This is a genomic window from Pseudobythopirellula maris (genome assembly GCF_007859945.1).
Classification (GTDB): domain Bacteria; phylum Planctomycetota; class Planctomycetia; order Pirellulales; family Lacipirellulaceae; genus Pseudobythopirellula; species Pseudobythopirellula maris.
In genome coordinates this window covers 1,818,028-1,834,968 of record NZ_SJPQ01000001.1, presented here as the reverse complement: position 1 = coordinate 1,834,968, position 16,941 = coordinate 1,818,028, and the positions used below count along the sequence as shown (strand labels likewise).

Sequence of the window (16,941 nt, the reverse complement as noted above, 5' to 3'; positions counted from 1 at the left end):
TGCCAGTATTCTTGGGGCCCCGTGGGGAGGAACCCTCGCGACCCACTTTTTTCAGCCTTCTTGAGCCTGCCCCGCCAGCGCAACCCAATCGACCCGGCGATCGAAGCCGCCGTTCCAACGAGAGTGCGCCAAAATCGGCGCCGGGCAGCGCTCCTCGAGGTCCTCCAGGTTCGACGCGGTGCTCTCGTCCCCTGGGGGGCCGCCGTCGGAGGCGATGTCGTTGAGCACCACGCCCGCCAGACGCAGATCGGTGTCGATCCGATTGGCGGCCGCGTAGGCGTGCGCCGTGAGCACGGTCTGCAGCGTGTCGTTGATCACCCCCAACCGATTGGCGGCGACAACGACCAACGGAAAGCCGAGGTCGGCGGCTAGGTCGGCGTTGTAGTCGTCGTCCGAGAGTGGCGATAGCAGCCCGCCGGCGCCCTCGACGACCAGCACGTCGCAGGCGTCGCGCCACGCGTCGACGCCGCTGCGCAGCAACTCGCTGTCGACCCGCGTCTCTTCAGCCCAAGCCGCCCGGTGGGGCGAGAGCGGCGCGGCGAAACGTTGCGGGCAGACCGCGTCGAGCGTGAGCGGCTTGCCCGCCGCTTGCCAGAGCGCGACGGCGTCGTCGGCCACCAGGCCGTCATCTGTCTTACGACAGCCACTGGCGACCGGCTTGTAGACACCCACGCGCACGCCGCTCTGGGCGAGCTGCTGGGCGATGAGCGTCGCGACGTGCGTCTTGCCGACCTCGGTTCCAACGCCGGTGATAAAGAGTCCGTGCATGTGTCGATTCAATGAGGCGTGGAGTTAGCTTCAGAGTCACTAGGCGCTAGGAAAAAGGTCGTTATCGCCGTTTGAGTTAGTAGCTAACACTTGGAACTAGCGCCCAGCAACTAGCGCCTAGCAACTCAAACCCGCCGGATCGGATCAGACGCCGAGGAACTCTTCGGCCGCTTCGCTGAGGACCGTGGGGTTGATCGGCTGGCCGGTCCAGGCCTGGAGCGAGAGGGCCGACTCGCGAACGAGCACCTGCAGGCCCTCGACGCCCGTGGCGCCGCGCTCGGCGGCGGCCCTCAAGAGCGGCGAGCGCGACGAACCGACCCGCAGGTCGGCCACGACCATCCGTTCGTTCAATTCGGCGGCCACCGCCTTGGCCACGCGGCCATCTTCGTGCCGGGGCCAGCAGGCCGAGGCGACGACCATGTCGAGGCCGTCAGGCAGCTCGAGCCACGCGCCTTGCCAGTCGATCGGCGAAACGGCCGTTTCGCCGGCGGCGCCAGCCGTGATGCGTTCGACGAACTGCGTGGCGGCCTCGTTGTCGGGGTCGGCCACGAGCAGCTCGGCGACTCCGGACTCGACGAGCGAGACGGCGAGCGAGGCGGCCGGCCCCGACGCGCCGAGCAACGCGACGCGCTTGCCGCGCAGCGGGCCGAGCGGCGCGAGGGTCTCGACCAGGGCGGGGCCCGAGAGGTCGTCGCCGCTGAGCGGGGCGTCGAGACTCGGGCGGGAGAAACCGGTCACAAAGCCGGTTTGGGCGGCCCGCTCCGACAGGCCGATCGGGCCGAGCGACCCCTCGGCGGCCATCGCGGCGGCGGCCTGGCGGTACGGGTCGAGCAGCTTGACGCCGCGGAACCCGAGCGCGTCGGCGCCGCGCAGGGCCTCGGCCAGGCGTTCGGGAGCGACCTCAAAAGAGACGAACCGCCAATCGAGGCCCTCGGCCTCGAAGGTCCGCTGGATCATGAAATGGGTCGGGTCGCCGCTCACCGAGGGGCTGATTAGGCAGCACTTATCGAGAAGGGAGGAGCTAGACACGTGTCGTCGGTGTGAGGGCGGTAACGGTCGTATGACTTTAGTTTGACTCCGTGAGGCCCATCACGCAACGCTTGTGTGGCCAAACGCTGCCGAGTCGCCGCCGCTTGGTAGAATAGGGGCCGTGGGGTGGCTTTGCCCCCCGCGTCGTCCGACCCACCGTTCACGAGAATCCGACCCTATGGCGAGCCGGCGAACGCTTCCCGAACGACTTGGCCGTCGGCCGCTCACCCCGTTCCTGCTGGCGGCGACGGTGGCTCTCGACCTGGTGCTGGTCGTCTTGGGACTCAACGCGGAGACCGACGACCGAACCGTCTACACCGGCCCGCTGGTGGCGCAGGTCGGGCTGCTCGCCGTGTGGGCCAGCTCGCGGCGCCGCGGCGCCCTCGTTCGGTTCACTCTTGCCGCGGTCGGCGTCGTCGCACTGACCGTGCTGACCATCGCGTTGCACGAGGGGGACTTTGTCGCCCTTTACGGCACGTGGCTCGGCGCCGACTTCGCACTGGCGTTCTTGGGCTGCGTGGCCGTGAGGTGGGTACTCGGAAGCGGATCGCGGCGGCGGCGGATGGCGCCGCCTCGGCAGTTCTCGATCGCCGGCGTGTTGGTCGTGACGACCCTCACGGCGGTCGGCGCCTCCTTGGCCTCACGCAATGTATTCGGCATCGTTCTTGGTGACCTAGAACTGTTGAGCGTGATCGCCACCGAGGCCGCCATGCCGCCGCTTTGCTTGGCGCTGGCTCTGCGCCTCCGCAACCCGCTGGTCGCGCTGCTGGCGATGGTCGGCATGATCGCCGTGCTGGTGTTGGGTTGCGGCCTCGTTATCAGCGCCCCCACCAATGGCTGGCGCGTGCCGCTGCTATATTTTGCAGGGCAGACCGTGTTCCTCGCCGCCTGGCTGCTCGGCGTCCGCGAGCGGGGACGACGCGTCTTGGACTTCGACGAGGCCCAGCCGGCAGGCCCCGAACAAAAAGGGGGCGGCGATTCCCTTGCGGAACCACCGCCCCCCGATCAGACAGGCGACGCGTCGCCACGCGTCCTCAAGATGCACATCAACGTCGTCGGCTGATCCAGCCCGCCGCGCCCAGCACGACGAGAGCCAGCGCCGCGGGCTCGGGAGCAGGACGCACGTCGGCAAAGCCGTCGATCTCCGGCGTTGCGCCCGACCCGACCGGGTTGCTCACCCGCACGTAGCTGATCTCGCTCAGGCCGTAGGCGCCGATGTCGACGCCGGCGCCGCCGCCCGAGCCGTCGTACAGCGCAACGATCTGGGCCGTGGTGAGCCCGTTGAAGTCGGCGGCCGCGATCGACGGATCGACCGGCCGTGTGAAGTCGCTCGGCACAAGAGCCGTTGTGGGGAACGGATCCGTGATGTCGCGGTAGCCGAGCGTCGGGTAAAGGCCGTCGGCTTCGACGCCGGTCGCCTCGACCCACACGGAGCCGTCGGCGCTCAGTTCGACGATTCCCCCCTCGCCGCCAAATCCGCTCGCCGTGGTCGTCGCGTCGGCGGGGAAGCCGCTCAGGAGCATGAACGAGTTGCCGAACAGCAGCAGGTCGATTCCGTAAGGGTTCATCGCGTGGTTGGTAACCGGCTCGTCGAAGCGGACGGTCAGCCAGCCCCCCTCGCCGATCGACAGCATCTCGCCTTCACCGTAAGGGGCGTTGAACGGCGTGACGGGCCCGCCGTACGGGCTGGCGGGGGCGGTGGTGTGCGTGGGCGAGCCGAGCGTCGCCGCCGGGTCGTCGAAGCCGGCCGCACCCCCCGTGCCGAGGTCGAAATCGACGACGGCGTCGGCCCATGGGTCGGCGGCGCGGGCGGGCGTGGCGAGGCCCATCGCGAGGGCCGTCAGGGCGAGCATGGCGGTTAATTTCATCAGTAGCGTCTCCTCAGTGGTGGTAAGAAACAATAAGCGGTGATCAAGATCGCAGCGCTCGATGGTTCGGGCGTCGCGGCGGACAGCGCGTGGGCCGAAGCGTGGGACATCGCGAGCCGCGAGTCGCCGAAGTGCGCAACCCACACGCCGTAGTCGTCGGCGTCGACAAAGCCGTCGCGGTCGCCGTCGGCGCCGTCGCCGGGCGCGGCGACCGGCTGGTCGAGCGCGTCGCGCCACACGGTGAAGTCGGCGGCGTCGACATGGCCGTCGCGGTTGTAGTCGCCCACGAGCGGCGGCGGCTCGGCCGCCAGCGGGGCGAAGGCGTAAACAGGATCCGAGTTTTCGAGCGCGACGCCCTCCTCGCCACGGGTGAAGGCCAAGCTCTCCCAGCCTCCGTCCTGGAGCGTGCGGTGGCCCAGCCCAATGCCGGGCGAGAACTCGGTGGGGGCGGGCCAATGCGGATCGGCCGACGCCGAGGCGGGCGCTGCGCCGTGGTGCCAAAACCCTTGGAACCAACCCTCGACGTACCGGTCCGCCGGGTCGATCGACAGGACGGGCGGCACGATTTCGATGTTGTCCATCGGCCGCTCGCTCGAGAGCACGCCGCTAGAATCGAACTGCGAGCCATCGTCGATCGCAAACTGGCCGTCGCCATTGGCGTCGTATCCCATGCCGTAGAGCGCCAGCCCAAAGATCCCCTCTTGGCCCACGCGGGCGAACAACCGCTCGTCGGCCGCAACGACCTCGAGCAGCGCCTCGCTCAGCTGCTTGGTCCCCGACCAGCGGTATCCCCACACCAGCGCGTTGTCGGTCTCCGACTGGCCGTCCCAGTCGAGGGCGATCGCCGCCCGGCTGGGCCCCTCGCCGATCCAGAACTCGATGTCGTCGAACGAGGCGATCGGCCCCGCCGCAGCGCTCCGTGTCGCGGCCAGCACTATCCGTGTCGCGACCAGCAATAGCAGTGCGAGGGTGTAGTGGGTGCTATTCATGGATCGCTTCGCCTCCGGCGCGGGTGAGCAGGGCGTTGAGCACGAGTTGCTCGGTGTCGTTGGGCAGCCACGCCACGTGGCCGTCGACAAAGGCGGCGAGCGCGCCGCCCGGGTGGGGGCCGCCCAAGTCGCCGCCGAGTTCTGAGGCCGAGTTGATCGGCGTCGATTTCTCTTGGGCGAACAGGTTCTGGCCGTTGGCCCACACCATCTCGGCCACACGCCGCAGCAGCGACTCGGCCACGGCCACGGTGTGCGACGCCCCGTCGGTCACCTCGCGCAGGGCGGTCGGCTCTTCGTAGAGCATCGCGCCGAGGTACGGCGCGGCGAGCGTTTGCGGCCCGGGCTCTCCGGGCGGCTTGTCGTGGCCCAGGCCCTCGACGCCGTACAGGCCGCCGTAGTCGGTGTAGGCCGCCTCGCGCCAGGCGAACGACTCGTCGCGGAGCTTGCCGCCCGGCGTGCTGGGGCAGAGGAACTCGGCCACGGCGGTGGTGATCACCGGCCGGTTCGCCGCGCTGTAGGCGGCTTGTGAAGTGTCGTAGCGGTCGGCCAGTTCGGTGCGTTCAAGAAATGGCAGCAGCCGCGTGTTCCAAGACGCCAGCCGGGTGGGCGACCGCCGGCAGCCCTCGCAGCCGACCGGCAATTCCTCTTGGCGGTCGGCGTGCAACGCGATGGCGAGCCCGATCTGCTTGAGGTTGTTCGTGCAGTGGACGCGGCGGGCCGACTCACGAGCCGCCTGCACCGCTGGCAGCAGCAAAGCGATCAGCACGCCGATGATCGCCACGACCACCAGCACCTCAACCAGCGTGAAGCCGGCTGCGCGTTCGGCCGCCCGCCTTGCGGCGGAGCGATGCTTGGTGGAGAGGGAGGTCGCCATCGGGAGTGGTGGCGTCGCCGCACAGCCGCAGCCGTCGCGCACGCTCGGCGCAAGGGCCGAGCACAACGGGACTGCCGGGGAGAGTGGGGTAGCCGGAACGGTTCTCGCGTGGCGCACGGGGGTTTCCCCCAACGGGCGCAACGACTCACGACGCGGCGTCTGTCCCTCGCAGACGAGCCGCATGCCACGCGTTGGTAGGTCTTCTGACTCCCGAGAGAGCGGCAGACCGGCCTTCTCGTCGTATCGGCGTCACTCCCAAGGGGAGGAAAGCCAACGACAATGGCGAAAAGAGTGGTCTGACGGCGGCGTTATTAGACGCCCATACTCGGATACAGCGGCGGGGCCGTCCCGGAATCACACCGGAGTTCCCTGTTTCGTCGGCAGGCCCACGGGGCTTGCCGACCACCAACGCACGATTAACTGGTGACGATCCTAGCGACGGGGCGAGCTGGTGTAAAGCATCGCCAAGGCAAATTGCGGAACCCGTTGAAAGTCGGCATAACAGAGTGATGAAACTACTGAGCGAGAATGTCGACTACGAGACTTTCCGCCGCGCCTCGGTCTGGACGCTCTTGGCGGCGAACCTGCTGCCACTCTTGGGCGTGCTGCTGTTCGGTTGGCGCACGTTCGACGTGGTGCTGCTCTACTGGCTCGAGAACGTCGTGATCGGCGTCGTCAATGTGCTGAAGCTGGCGGTCCTCTGGCCGCCCGGCCGGCCGATTGCGAGCACCTTGGCCAAGCTGTTTTGCATCCCTTTTTTCGTTTTCCACTACGGCTTCTTTTGCGTGGGACACGGGCTGTTCTTGATCTCCCTGCTGGGCGAGAGGGGGCAACTCCTCGCGGATGAGTCGTCCGGTCAGAAACTCGAAGGCGTCTTCGGCGAACTGGCCCACACCTTACAAGACGAGGTCTCCGCCTGGCAGCTTGTGTCGATTGCCCTGTTGGCGATGAGCCACCTCGTCTCCTTCTTCACCAACTTCATCGGCCGTGGCGAGTTCCGCCGCACCGGAGTCAAGGCACAGATGTTCAAGCCGTACGGGCGGATCATCGTGCTCCACATCGCTATCCTCGTCGGCGGCGTGATTGCGATGAAGCTCGGCTCGCCTGTCTACGTGCTGGTCGTGATGGTGGTCGGCAAAACGTTGTTGGACCTTGCTTTGCATCTGGCGTCGCACCGCGAAGGCGACGTGCTTGCCGTCACGGGCACTCAACCGCGATGAACGCCATGCCGAAGATCCTGGGGGATTTACTCACCGCCGATGTCTTAAAACGCCCGTCGGTATGGCCGCTCTTAGCCGCCAACGCTTTGCCGCTCTTGGGCGTGCTGCTGTTCGGCTGGAGCACGTTCGAGATCGTGCTGCTCTACTGGCTCGAGAACGTTGTAATTGGCGTGGTGAACGTGCTGAAGATCATCACCTGTTCGCCCGACCCCGGCCTTGTGGGCGAGGTGAAGAACCCGCAGATGCGAAACGCGATGCGCGACACGTTTGGCGAGCCAGCGGCTGGTCAGTGGACGGCGGCCAAGCTGTTCTTCGTTCCTTTTTTCACCATGCACTACGGCATTTTCTGCTTAGTGCACGGCGTGTTTGTGTTCGTGCTTCTCGGCCCCGGGGGGCTGGCCGATAGTGGGTTCGGCAACGCGGGGCCGCGCTTCTTCGGGCTTGGCGCCGCAGGGGCGACCGTGCTGAGCGGTTGGCTGTTGCTGGCGTTCGCCGCGTTGGCCTCCAGCCACCTCTACTCGTTCTTCACAAACTACCTGGGCCGTGGCGAGTACCGCCGCACGACGCCCCCCGACCTGATGGCGCAGCCCTACGGCCGGGTGGTCGCTTTGCACATGGCGATCGTGCTGGGGGCATTCGCCACGGTGTTGCTCGGTTCGCCGATCGTGCTGCTAGTGATCCTGGTTGCGGGCAAAACTCTGCTCGACTTGAAGCTCCACCTGCGGGAGCACGCGAAGGCGGAATCCCCACTCGCCGAGCCGGACCCCAACGCGTAGCGACTCTCTGTAGGGAACGCCCTCCGCGGCGTTCCGGCCCCGGCAGGTGAGCTGGCGCCCGGCCCAGACAAGCCGTGGCGGAGCCCAACCTTGCAATGGCAAGTGTGTACTCAGGGCCGGAACGCCGCGGAGGGCGTTCCCTACAGAGGCCATTGGCCCCGCTCGCCGCAAAGCGGCCGGCGGGGTAATCTAGGCGGTTTCCAGCAGCAGTCTGACCTCCGACCTCTCACCACTGACCCCCCCGCCCATGGCGAAGAAACGCCCCGTCAAGAAGAAGGCCGTCCTCCCCAAGAAGAAGGCCCAGCTCACACCGCGCGACAAGCGTACCATGCAGAGCCTCGTCGGCTTGGCCGACGGCGTGGTGAACGCCGCCAACAAGCGCCGCGACCCGTACGTCGACATCCCCAGCCGCACGCTGTCGAACGTACGCTACTCGGCCCGCAAGCGGATCATCGAGATGGGCAGCGGCAAGAACCGCCGCCAGCTCTTCGATCTCTCGCAGGCCAAGGCGTACATGCGCACGATGCTCGTCGCCAGCGGCACGAAGCGGCTGCTCGACCAGGGCAAGACCACGAGCTTGCGGGGTCTCTACTACATGCTCAAGCACACGATCGAGAACACGAAGGAGAACACCTTCGACGAACAGGGCGAGTGCGACACGATCATCGAGGACGTCGAGGTGCTGCTCTCGAGCATCCGCGAGGAGTTGCACCTCTACGCCGAGAACCGCGGCGCGATGGTCGGCGCCATCACGCTCACCGACCGCGGCGACACGATCGACTGCCGCCGGATGGGCTCGGGCGGCTACGCGATCCCCTCCATTGTGGAACCCGAGGTGATCGAGCTCGACCGCAAGAAGTGCGACGCCGACTTCATCCTGCACGTCGAAAAAGGAACGGTCTGGCAACGGTTCAACGAGGACCGCTTCTGGGAGAAGCACAACTGCATCCTGACGCACGGCGCCGGCCAGCCGCCGCGCGGCGTGCGGCGGCTGCTGCACCGCATGCACAACGAGTTGAAGCTGCCGATCTACTGCGTCTTGGATAACGACCCGTGGGGGTACTACATCTACAGCGTGCTGAAGCAGGGCTCGATCAACCTGGCGTTCGAGTCGCAGCGGATGGCGATCCCCGAGGCCAAGTACCTGGGCCTCAGGAGCATCGACTACGACCGCTGCGACCTGAGCGAGAGCGTCAAGATCGCGCTGACCGACAGCGACCGCAAACGCGCCAAGCAGATCGCCAAGTACCCGTGGTTTGAGAAAAAGCCGAAGTGGCAGACCGAGATCAAGCGGATGCTCACCAACGACTTCAAGCTGGAAGTCGAATCGCTGATTTCTAAGGACATCAGCTACGTGACGGAGGTCTACGTGCCGGAACGGCTCGAGGCGCAGGACTGGCTCGACTGAGTGCTGTAAGAGCGTCGCCAACCGCCGCGCCTGAGCCCCGCACGGAGTAAGGGGACGGCTTGGCGCATCAATCCGCTCAAGTCGCAGATCTACCGCAGTCGATAAACTCCATCATGCACACTGACTGGGGGGCCAAACCAGTCGTGAGACGTGACGATGCTGCGCACCCCTTTTTCTTTGCGGGTTCTGTTCTCGGGAGCCCTGCTAGCACTCGCGCCGTTGCAATCGGCTCACGCCGGCTTGCAGAGCGCGATGACCGGGGCGCTCACCGGCCTGCCGGCGGCGGAGACGACCACCGTCTCCTTGAGTGACCTCATCATCACGTTGCCCGATTTGCCGACGGCTCCGCAGAGCCAGGCCGACGACCCCGACTACCAAGACCTCAAGTTCATCGACCCCGTGCTGTCGACCAAGGCGGCGGCCGAGTACCGCGGAGGGCCGGAGTTCGACTACGACCCCGAGACGGGCGGCGTGACGGTCTTCGCCCCACCGATGCTGGGGCCGGCGGACGAGTTTGGGGTCAGAACGAGCTACTATCCCCGGACTGTCAGGATCGACTCGGCAGGCCATTTGTCTCCTGCGCCGGTGTTTCCGCACCTAACGCAATACGCCCGAAATCTTCCTCCAAGCGGGATCGTCATCTACTTCACACAGGCGCAAGAGCCGCCGATTGATCCAGCAGACGACCCGTCGTATGTGCCGCTCGAAGGAGCTTATTCTAGCATCAATATAGGCCTCTACGACAACAGCGTGAGCGTCTCGCTCTCAAGTGCCGGGAGCGGTGGCGCAGAAGTCGTTTTCTCGCGCTTGCTAGCCGAGGGGTTGTCGGATTCTATGTTCGGCGTGGGTATCGGTGCTCCCCGACCGGGAGAGCCGTGGGCCCAGCAATACGCCGACCCCAGTCCCGAGATTCAGGTCGTGGTTGAGTACAGCCAAACGAACTTCGTGTCTCCGGGTAGATACTCCTACGGCTTTTTGGCCACGCCCACCTTCGGCGTGCCCGAGCCGGGGGCGTTGGCCCTGTTGGCGATGGCTGGCGCTTGCTTTTTCGCAAATCGTCGCCGGAGTATATGATTCACTCCAGATCAACCAGCAACTCGAACGCGCGATTGCGGCCCCAGCGGTAGACCTGGAAGTCGCGGTCGAGCGTGAGGATGCGCCCCGTGCCCGCCTCGTTGGCGAGGTCCACCAGGCAGGCGTCGGCGAAGTCCATCGGCGTGTCGGCGTACTTTTTCATCAAGCGACGAACGCTCTTCACCCGCGGGGTGAGTTGAGCGGGGATCTGGAATTCACCACGCTCCACGTTGTCCAATACGTCGTCCGCGGCGCCCGGGACACGGCGCAGCAGGAAGCACGCCTCCGTGATAACCGCTTCGCACGTGATCATCAGCGCCTCGGTGCTCATGACGAGCTCGTTGCATTGCCGGTGGTGCTCTTCGCGCCGATCGAGCAGGGCGACGATCACCCCGGTGTCCAGCAGCAGGGCGTTCACCGTCCGAAGCCTTCCAGGTGCTTCTTGTTGGAGCCGAGGTCCGTGACGCCGGAATCGTACGCGCCGAGCCCCGAGATACGGCGGCGTTTCTTGGGCCTCAGCTTCTGAACGAGCGCCTCGATGCCGTTGCGAACCAGTTCCGACTCGTTCCAACCCGTTTGGAGCTTGAGCTCCTGGATGAGGGCGTCGGTGTCGTCATCGACTCGGGCTTGAACAATACGCGCCACAGAGAGGTCCTCAACGGATGTCATACGGTACTGACTAATTGTATGACACTGGCGGGCTTTGTCAAATCGACCCGGCTATTGGGGACCAATTCCCCTCACTCCAGCCCGTAGGCCCCCGAGGGCGGCACGTCGATCCCCGTGCGCCGCGTCAGGTTCAGCCTTGGCATGAAGCGTGGCTCGACCATGAAGTTGAGCCCCACGTTGCCCTTCGACTCGTCGACCGAGATGCCGGTGGTCACGATCAGCGACTCGCCGATGCGGCTCAGGGCGAAGTTCTGGCCGATGTTGCCGGCGTCGCCGAAGTCGACCACCGCCGAGGCGCTGGCGATCCACTTCGGCCCCGTGCGGTAGTTGACCCGCGCGATCAGCAGGTCGGAATCGAACGGCCCGCGGATCGAGCGGTAGCCCACGTAAACGTTGCCCCTCGACGGCCGGTTGAACGACACACCGCCCGCGATCGTCCGCAGGCCGTCGCCGAACAGATCGGTGAAGCCGTCCGAGAGCACCGTGAAGCGGTCGCCGATGTGCCACTTCATGTCGTAGTCGATCAGGCCGAACGACTCGCCGAAGTTGTCGCGGTCTGCCTCGGGGTAGAAGCTGGCGTTCGAGTCGAACGTGAACCAGTCGACGATGTGCTCCGCGCCGGCCGGGCCGCGCTTGGTTTGCAGGCGGTGGCGCATGCCGAGGCGGGCGACCTGCAGGTCGTCGGCGATCTCCGTGACGGGCGAGGTGACCCAGCCCTGCTCGCCGCTCCGCACGAGGTAGAACCGCGGGTCGTCGGTCGCCGCGAGCGGCAGGCCGAACAACCGGCGGCGGATCTCCTCGTACGGGTTGTCTTCGAGTTGGTCGTAGAGCGGCAGCCCGGTGACGTTGCGCGTGGCGTCGGCGTACGAGATCTCGCCCTCGAGCACGACCTTGTGGGCTAAGCCGTTGAGGTTGAACAGCGGGTCGCGGATGTCGGGGTTCACGGCCCAGAACGGCACGCTCGCCCGCACGCCGGTGTGCAGGTACAAACGCTGCTCGTCGTTGCGCGTGAGGTCCGAGCCCCAGTGGGCCGCCTCGCCCAAGAAGAACGGAACGACCTTCACCGGATCGAAGTTGAGCGGCAGGTCGATCTCTTGCCGCGTGACGGCCCGCTCGCCCTCGAACTTGCCCTCCCAGGGGAACACGTTGTACGTCGAGGCGAGCGTGGCGTTCGACGGCTGACTCGCCACGTCGTACTTGGCGTAGCCAACCTGCGAGTGGGCGAACCAAGTGGCCATGCCCAAGTCTTGCCCGATCAGGTAGTGGTCCAAACGCGGCAGCCACTGCGTCTCGGTGTAGAACTCGTTGACGCGTACGTTGGCCTCGATCGAGAGCGACTGGTTGTCGAGCCGCCGCTTGAATCGGGCGCCGGTGGTTTGGTCTTTGAGCGTGTCCCACTCACGCTCGTAGTACTGCTCGAGGAACGTGCGGTCGCTTTGGTAGCCGACCTCGGCCTGGGCGTCCCAGCCTTGGAGCAGGCCGTCGGTGACGTGCTGCTTGTGGTTCCAGAAGCCGCGGCCGCGGAACCCGCGTTCGGGCACGATGTTGCGGCGGCCGAGACCGAGGTTGTCGGTCCCGTCGTCGTTGATCGCCCAGGCGTCGAGCAGGCCCTTGGCCGGGCCGGTGAACCCGGAAAACTCGTCGACGCGGTACTCGTAGTTCGTGCCGTAGCCCAAGCCGCGCTCGTTCATGTAGTCGAGGTTGAGCCCCCAGTCGGCGCCGGGCGGCTTCTCGGCGCCGAGCAGCTGGTGCACGTCGAACTCGGTGAGCACCTGCACGCCGAACACGCTGTCGCTCCGCACGCGGAAGTCCTTCACATAGAACGACGGCTCCTCCAGGTCGGTGCGGATCGTGGGCCAATACAGGATCGGCGTGTTCCCGATGAGCACCCGGTTGCCCTCGCTCGTGGCGACCTGGCGGTGGGCGAACTGCGGCGCCCCGGTGTAAGGATCCACGCGTTGCTGCCCGGTGACCGGGTCGATCAACGGCCGCTGCGAGTCCTCGAACATGATCTGGTCGGAGCGCAGGCTGTAGCTCGGGTTCTCCAGCCGGCTGGTGGTGAACACCGCGTCGTCCGCCACGAACCGCGAGGCGTCGAGCTGCCTCAGCGCGGCGGCCTTCAGCCGCACCAGGCCGCGGTACTGGTAGTCGTCGATCTCGGGCAGCGGCGTGAGGATCTCGGCGTTCAGCACGACGCCCGTCTGACGGCGGGCGTCGTAGTACATGCGGTCGGCGTAGATGGTCCGCTCGCCTTGGCGGAAGACGATGTTGCCCTCCATGTAGAACTCGAGCGGCGTGTCGCTGCGCTGCTGGAACTGGCCGCCGCGCAGCTGGTCGGCGCCGGCGGTCCACATCACGAGCCGGTCGGCCTCGAGGTCAACGCTGTCGGCCCCGCCGAGCGTTTGCGACAGCTCGGGCGACTCGATCCCCTCGACCACGATGTTGATGCCCCCCATGAACACCGCCGCGCTCTCGCCGCCGGGCGTCTGCAGCCCCTCGGCGTTGAGCCCGGCGCCGTCGCGCGAGTGCAGGTGGATGCGGCGGAAGCCGCTGGTCAGCGCCGCCGCGGGCGCCGGCGGAGGCGCCACCTGGCCAAACTGCACCGGCGTGACCCGCTGCATGGCGGCCTCGCTCTCGCCGGTCGCGCCGGCCCGCTCGACGGCGGTGTCGACGCGCGGCGGCATCGCGCCCGCTTCGGCCAGCAAGCGCACGCGCCCGCGGGCCACCACGCCCCCGGGGTCGGTGGGGGTGTCGGCGGGCGGGGGCGTGCGCCAGTCGACGCCGCCGATGCTTTCGAGGCTGCCGAACCAGTCGGGCGATTCCTCGCTGGCGATCGGCGGCGCATCGACCCCGGCGAAACCTTCGGAGGGGTAGCGGGTGCGCAGCTCGCGGCGGACCGGCTTGTCGTCGGTCCCTTCGAGGTACAGCGTCAGCCGAGTCGGTGTGTCAAACGAGTCGGGGGCGTCGACCCACACGACCGCGCTCGGAGCGGCCCACACCGTGTTGCCTTGCTCGAGCCTCACCCCACCGGTGAGCCGCCAAGCGGTGCGGCCCCCCTCGGTCCAGCGTTCGGCCCGGGCGGCCTCGATGGCCACGGGCTCCGCCAGGTCGGGCGGCGGGAAGCGGACCTCGGCCAGCGCGCGCGGCGTGAGCGATCCCCAGGCGATGAGCATCGCCAGGAGCGTAGCGCCGAGCAGCTTTTGTAGCGCAGCGAGGATGATTGGGCTTCCGTGCCGTGGCCGTTGCATCGTGCGAGAGGTGGTGGGTCGCGATCCATGCGCACCCCTCCCGGCAAATAATCGCGCGGAGTATAGGAGGGCCCCCCGAGGGGAGCAAGACGCGTTCCCCCCGCTGGCGCCGGCGGGAAAGCGTTGCCAGAGAAGAGCTTAGCAACGCTAGCACACTCGGCGAGCCGGCGACGCGAGTCGCCTGAGCCCCTCACGCGAAGGCCTAGCCAGGGAGCTCACGCAAAGGCGCAAAGACGCGAAGAGAAAGCAAGACAAAGCGACAAGGCTGTGGGAGGCGTCTGCGACGCCGATAATCGCTGCTAGCAAGGAGCGGCTGGCGTGCCGCTATCGGCGTCGGAGACGCCTCCCACATCCCGATTGTTCTTTGCGACTTCGCGTCTTCGCGTGAGGCTTTTGTCCAACGGTGCGGTGGGGACTCCGGCGACTCGCGTCGCCGGATCGCCTTATTGGTTCACGACGTAGAGTAGGACGTTCACGCCTAGTCGGGCCGCGTCTTGCTTGCGGTAGCCGCGGCATTCGATTGCCTCGTGGCTCTCCAAGGCGCAGCTCAGGTCGTACGGCGAGAACAGCACGGCCCAGCGGCCGTCGATCTCGATCCCCTCGAACCGCGGCGCCACGCGACGCGTGCGCGCCGCTAGCGGCTCGTCCGCGCGGCCGGGCTGAGGGTCGCGCAGCTCGACGCGGCGCACGTCGTAGCCGCCAAAGGCGGTTGTGAAGACCGGGTCGTCGGCGGGCAGCTGCCGCAACGATCGATCGGGGAAGATGGCCCGCATCTCCGCCCGCAGCGCGCGGGAGAACTCCTCGCTCGCGCAGATCGAATCGACCAGCAGCGTGCCGCCGTTCTGGAGGTACTCCCTCAGCTCAAGCCGCTCGTTCTCGCTGAAGCGGAAATCGCGGCGGCCGTGCATGAACGACAGCACGTGCTTCTTGAGCTCCGGGTCGCCGGGGCCGAGCGGCGTCGGCTCGGGCGAGATGGCCAGGCGGGCGTCGCCCTGCGAGGCGGCCCGCAGCAGGTTGGCCAGCGCGCCGGGGGCGTCGTTGCAGCCCCCCGCGTGCTGGATCTTGGCCACCTCGAGCAGGAACCGCTCGCCCTCACGCTCCAGCGCAAAGTTGGCCGCCGGGGCGATGAGCAGCTGCTCCTTGCCCTTCGGCTCGCGGTTCGTGGCGTAGGCCAGCACGTTGAGGCCCACATCGACGGCGTCTTCCACACGCCGCTGCACGGCCGGCGGGTAACTCGCCAGGCCTTGCGGGCGGTCGAGCTCCCAGTAGCACGACAGGTCCTCCTCGCAGAGCACTACGCAGGTGCGGCAGCCATACTCGACCGACCGCAGCCGCCCGGCGTAGGGCGAGTCGGGCCGCACGACACGCTCCATCCGCCAGAGCGGGTGGCCGGGTCCGACGGCGCCGAGGCGGTGCTCCGGCTCGGGGAACACCGCGGCGATCAAACGCTCGAAGTCTCGGAGGAAGCCGCTCGGGTCGCCGCAGCTCGCCTCGGCGAACACGAAGCCGCCGCGGTCGAGGTAGGCGCGTAGCTTCGGGGCGTGCGGCAGCAGGTCGGCGGCTTGGCTGCCGCTGACGTAGAGCACGGGGGCCTGCAACAGGTCGTCGACCTCGGCCTCCTGGGCGTCGATCACCTGCCAGGTCATCGGCAGCCGCCACGCCTTGGCGGCGCGCTCGGTGAGGTGCTCGGCGTCGAGCCGGTGGCTGTTCCAGGCCGATTCGCCACCCGCGTCGGCGCCATGTTTGAGCTTGCCCAGCAAGATCGGCCGCCGTCCCTTCGACAGGAACAGCAGGGCGAACGACGAGGCGACCACCGAGTTCGCCTCGATCAGCGACCCGGTCCAGGAGTGCGCCAGCGAGTCTTGGGCGTTCACCAAGTAGGCGGTCCCTTCGCGGTACCAGTCGTGCTCGCCGAAGAAGCGCTGGTTGGTGAGCCGGCCGGCGCGCTCCAGGCCGTAGAGATAATAGAACTGCCACATCTCGCCGACGGTCTCGCCCGGGTTGCGACGCACGGAGAAGTTGCGCGAAAGCCAGTTGGCGGCGCGGTCGATCGTGGCGTCGTCGTCGTGCGGCAGGCAGCACTCGACGCGGCCGCCCCGCACCCGGGCGTCGAGGTCCTCGACCGCCAGCATGGCGATCGTCACGGCTCCGATGCCGGCGCAGGTCATGCTGCCGGTGCTCTTCTCGCCCGGCTTGTAGCCCCAAGAGCCGTTCGGCTTTTGGGTGCGGCGCCAGTAGGCGAGCGACCGGCGCCAGGTTTCGGGCTGCACGCGGGCGCCCGCCCGCTGCGCCTCGTAGAGGGCGAGCATGGCGAACTGGGTGTTGCTGTTGTCCGGGCCGATCTTGCTCTGGTCGTACGTCCACGAGCCGGCCCGTTCGGCGTCGTCCTTGACCTGGGCGACTTCGAGCCAGCGGACGTTGCGTTGGATCGTCACCAAGTCGCGTTTCGGCTCGGCTGCGGCGAGCGCCATCGTCTGCATCGCCACGGTGTAAGTCTTGCTCGTCTCGATCGAGCGCAGGTAGTCGAGCGCGCGGCGGATCGAGGGGTCGGTCGGCTCGACCCCCGCGCTGAGGAGCGCGAGCGTGCAGAGCGAGGTCACTCCGCCGGGGTAGCCCGTGAGCTCGGGCCACGAGCCGCGCGGCGTTTGCTCGCGGCGGATGTACTCCACGCCGCGGTCGATGGCCAGCAGCACGCGGGCGGCGTCGAGCGGCTCCTCGTCGAGCCGCCCCATCCGCTGTGCGCGGGCGGGCGGGGCCCACAAAGTCGCCGCGATCAGCAGGACCGTCACGAAGGTCGTTCGCTGCGACTTACGCATGCCGTGCCGCCGAGAATGGTTGGTTGGGAGGGAAAGCGAGTAGCTTACTCTTTTGCTCGGGGCCCATTAAGGCGAAGCGTGGCGACCCGCCACGTTTGCCCGCCGGGGAGTGGCCCTTAGAATCATACGACCGGTTTACCCGTTCCGTTCCTTTGGGCGATCTCGGGTTTTTGAGACCCCCGCCGCGCACCGACCGAGCAGA

At 67.3% G+C, this 16,941-nt stretch carries 14 protein-coding genes and 1 riboswitch; of the genes, 5 read left to right on the top strand and 9 right to left on the bottom strand.

Features of this window, described 5'->3' with window-relative positions:
* Window positions 1-51: 51 nt before the first annotated feature.
* Complete coding sequence (bioD, locus tag Mal64_RS06805) at window positions 52-768, bottom strand: dethiobiotin synthase (RefSeq protein WP_146398320.1); 717 nt, start codon at window positions 766-768, stop codon at window positions 52-54.
* Between the two features lie 144 nt (window positions 769-912).
* Window positions 913-1,797, bottom strand: coding sequence for a shikimate dehydrogenase family protein (locus tag Mal64_RS06800; protein WP_146398318.1), 885 nt, complete (start codon window positions 1,795-1,797; stop codon window positions 913-915).
* 178 nt (window positions 1,798-1,975) lie between these two features.
* Between Mal64_RS06800 and Mal64_RS06795 the strand changes: the two genes are divergently transcribed.
* Window positions 1,976-2,860 carry a hypothetical protein gene (locus tag Mal64_RS06795; RefSeq protein WP_146398316.1) on the top strand — a complete coding sequence of 295 codons (885 nt, stop codon included), beginning with the start codon at window positions 1,976-1,978 and terminating at the stop codon, window positions 2,858-2,860.
* Here Mal64_RS06795 and Mal64_RS06790 read toward each other — a convergent pair.
* The 3 genes from Mal64_RS06790 to Mal64_RS06780 are packed head-to-tail and all read right to left on the bottom strand — an operon-like array spanning window position 2,844 to window position 5,528.
* A complete protein-coding gene (locus tag Mal64_RS06790; protein ID WP_146398314.1) occupies window positions 2,844-3,665 on the bottom strand; it encodes a PEP-CTERM sorting domain-containing protein in 822 nt (273 codons plus the stop codon). The genes Mal64_RS06795 and Mal64_RS06790 overlap by 17 nt on opposite strands.
* Window positions 3,665-4,654 (bottom strand): hypothetical protein, encoded by a 990-nt coding sequence (locus Mal64_RS06785; protein WP_146398312.1) that lies wholly within the window; start codon window positions 4,652-4,654, stop codon window positions 3,665-3,667. The genes Mal64_RS06790 and Mal64_RS06785 overlap by 1 nt, the downstream gene beginning before the upstream one ends.
* Complete coding sequence (locus Mal64_RS06780; RefSeq protein WP_197525520.1) at window positions 4,647-5,528, bottom strand: DUF1559 family PulG-like putative transporter; 882 nt, start codon at window positions 5,526-5,528, stop codon at window positions 4,647-4,649. The genes Mal64_RS06785 and Mal64_RS06780 overlap by 8 nt, the downstream gene beginning before the upstream one ends.
* Before the next feature lie 176 nt (window positions 5,529-5,704).
* Window positions 5,705-5,953: riboswitch (cobalamin riboswitch) on the bottom strand.
* Here Mal64_RS06780 and Mal64_RS06775 point away from each other — a divergent pair.
* The 4 genes from Mal64_RS06775 to Mal64_RS06760 all read left to right on the top strand — a co-directional run bounded on the left by Mal64_RS06775 (window position 5,924) and on the right by Mal64_RS06760 (window position 10,006).
* Entirely contained in the window at window positions 5,924-6,748 is an 825-nt protein-coding gene (locus tag Mal64_RS06775; RefSeq protein ID WP_197525519.1) for a DUF6498-containing protein, read from the top strand. Its footprint overlaps the riboswitch before it by 30 nt.
* Window positions 6,749-6,753: 5 nt before the next feature.
* Window positions 6,754-7,524: a DUF6498-containing protein gene (locus tag Mal64_RS06770; protein ID WP_146398306.1), complete on the top strand. Its 771-nt coding sequence runs from the start codon at window positions 6,754-6,756 to the stop codon at window positions 7,522-7,524.
* 247 nt (window positions 7,525-7,771) lie between these two features.
* Window positions 7,772-8,932, top strand: a complete 1,161-nt coding sequence (locus tag Mal64_RS06765) for a DNA topoisomerase IV subunit A (RefSeq protein WP_146398304.1) — start codon at window positions 7,772-7,774, stop codon at window positions 8,930-8,932.
* 156 nt (window positions 8,933-9,088) lie between these two features.
* The gene (locus Mal64_RS06760; RefSeq protein ID WP_146398302.1) at window positions 9,089-10,006 is read left to right on the top strand and encodes a PEP-CTERM sorting domain-containing protein; all 918 of its coding nucleotides are present in this window, start codon (window positions 9,089-9,091) and stop codon (window positions 10,004-10,006) included.
* A gap of 1 nt (window position 10,007) precedes the next feature.
* On the opposite strand, the gene Mal64_RS06755 is transcribed toward Mal64_RS06760, so the two are convergent.
* The 4 genes from Mal64_RS06755 to Mal64_RS06745 all read right to left on the bottom strand — a co-directional run bounded on the left by Mal64_RS06755 (window position 10,008) and on the right by Mal64_RS06745 (window position 16,739).
* Window positions 10,008-10,424 carry a type II toxin-antitoxin system VapC family toxin gene (locus tag Mal64_RS06755; protein WP_197525518.1) on the bottom strand — a complete coding sequence of 139 codons (417 nt, stop codon included), beginning with the start codon at window positions 10,422-10,424 and terminating at the stop codon, window positions 10,008-10,010.
* Window positions 10,421-10,651 carry a hypothetical protein gene (locus Mal64_RS19715; RefSeq protein WP_197525517.1) on the bottom strand — a complete coding sequence of 77 codons (231 nt, stop codon included), beginning with the start codon at window positions 10,649-10,651 and terminating at the stop codon, window positions 10,421-10,423. The genes Mal64_RS06755 and Mal64_RS19715 overlap by 4 nt, the downstream gene beginning before the upstream one ends.
* A gap of 95 nt (window positions 10,652-10,746) precedes the next feature.
* Window positions 10,747-13,923, bottom strand: a complete 3,177-nt coding sequence (locus Mal64_RS06750; protein WP_146398298.1) for a hypothetical protein — start codon at window positions 13,921-13,923, stop codon at window positions 10,747-10,749.
* A 443-nt stretch (window positions 13,924-14,366) separates the two neighbouring features.
* Complete coding sequence (locus Mal64_RS06745; RefSeq protein ID WP_146398297.1) at window positions 14,367-16,739, bottom strand: DUF4159 domain-containing protein; 2,373 nt, start codon at window positions 16,737-16,739, stop codon at window positions 14,367-14,369.
* Between the last annotated feature and the right edge of the window lie 202 nt (window positions 16,740-16,941).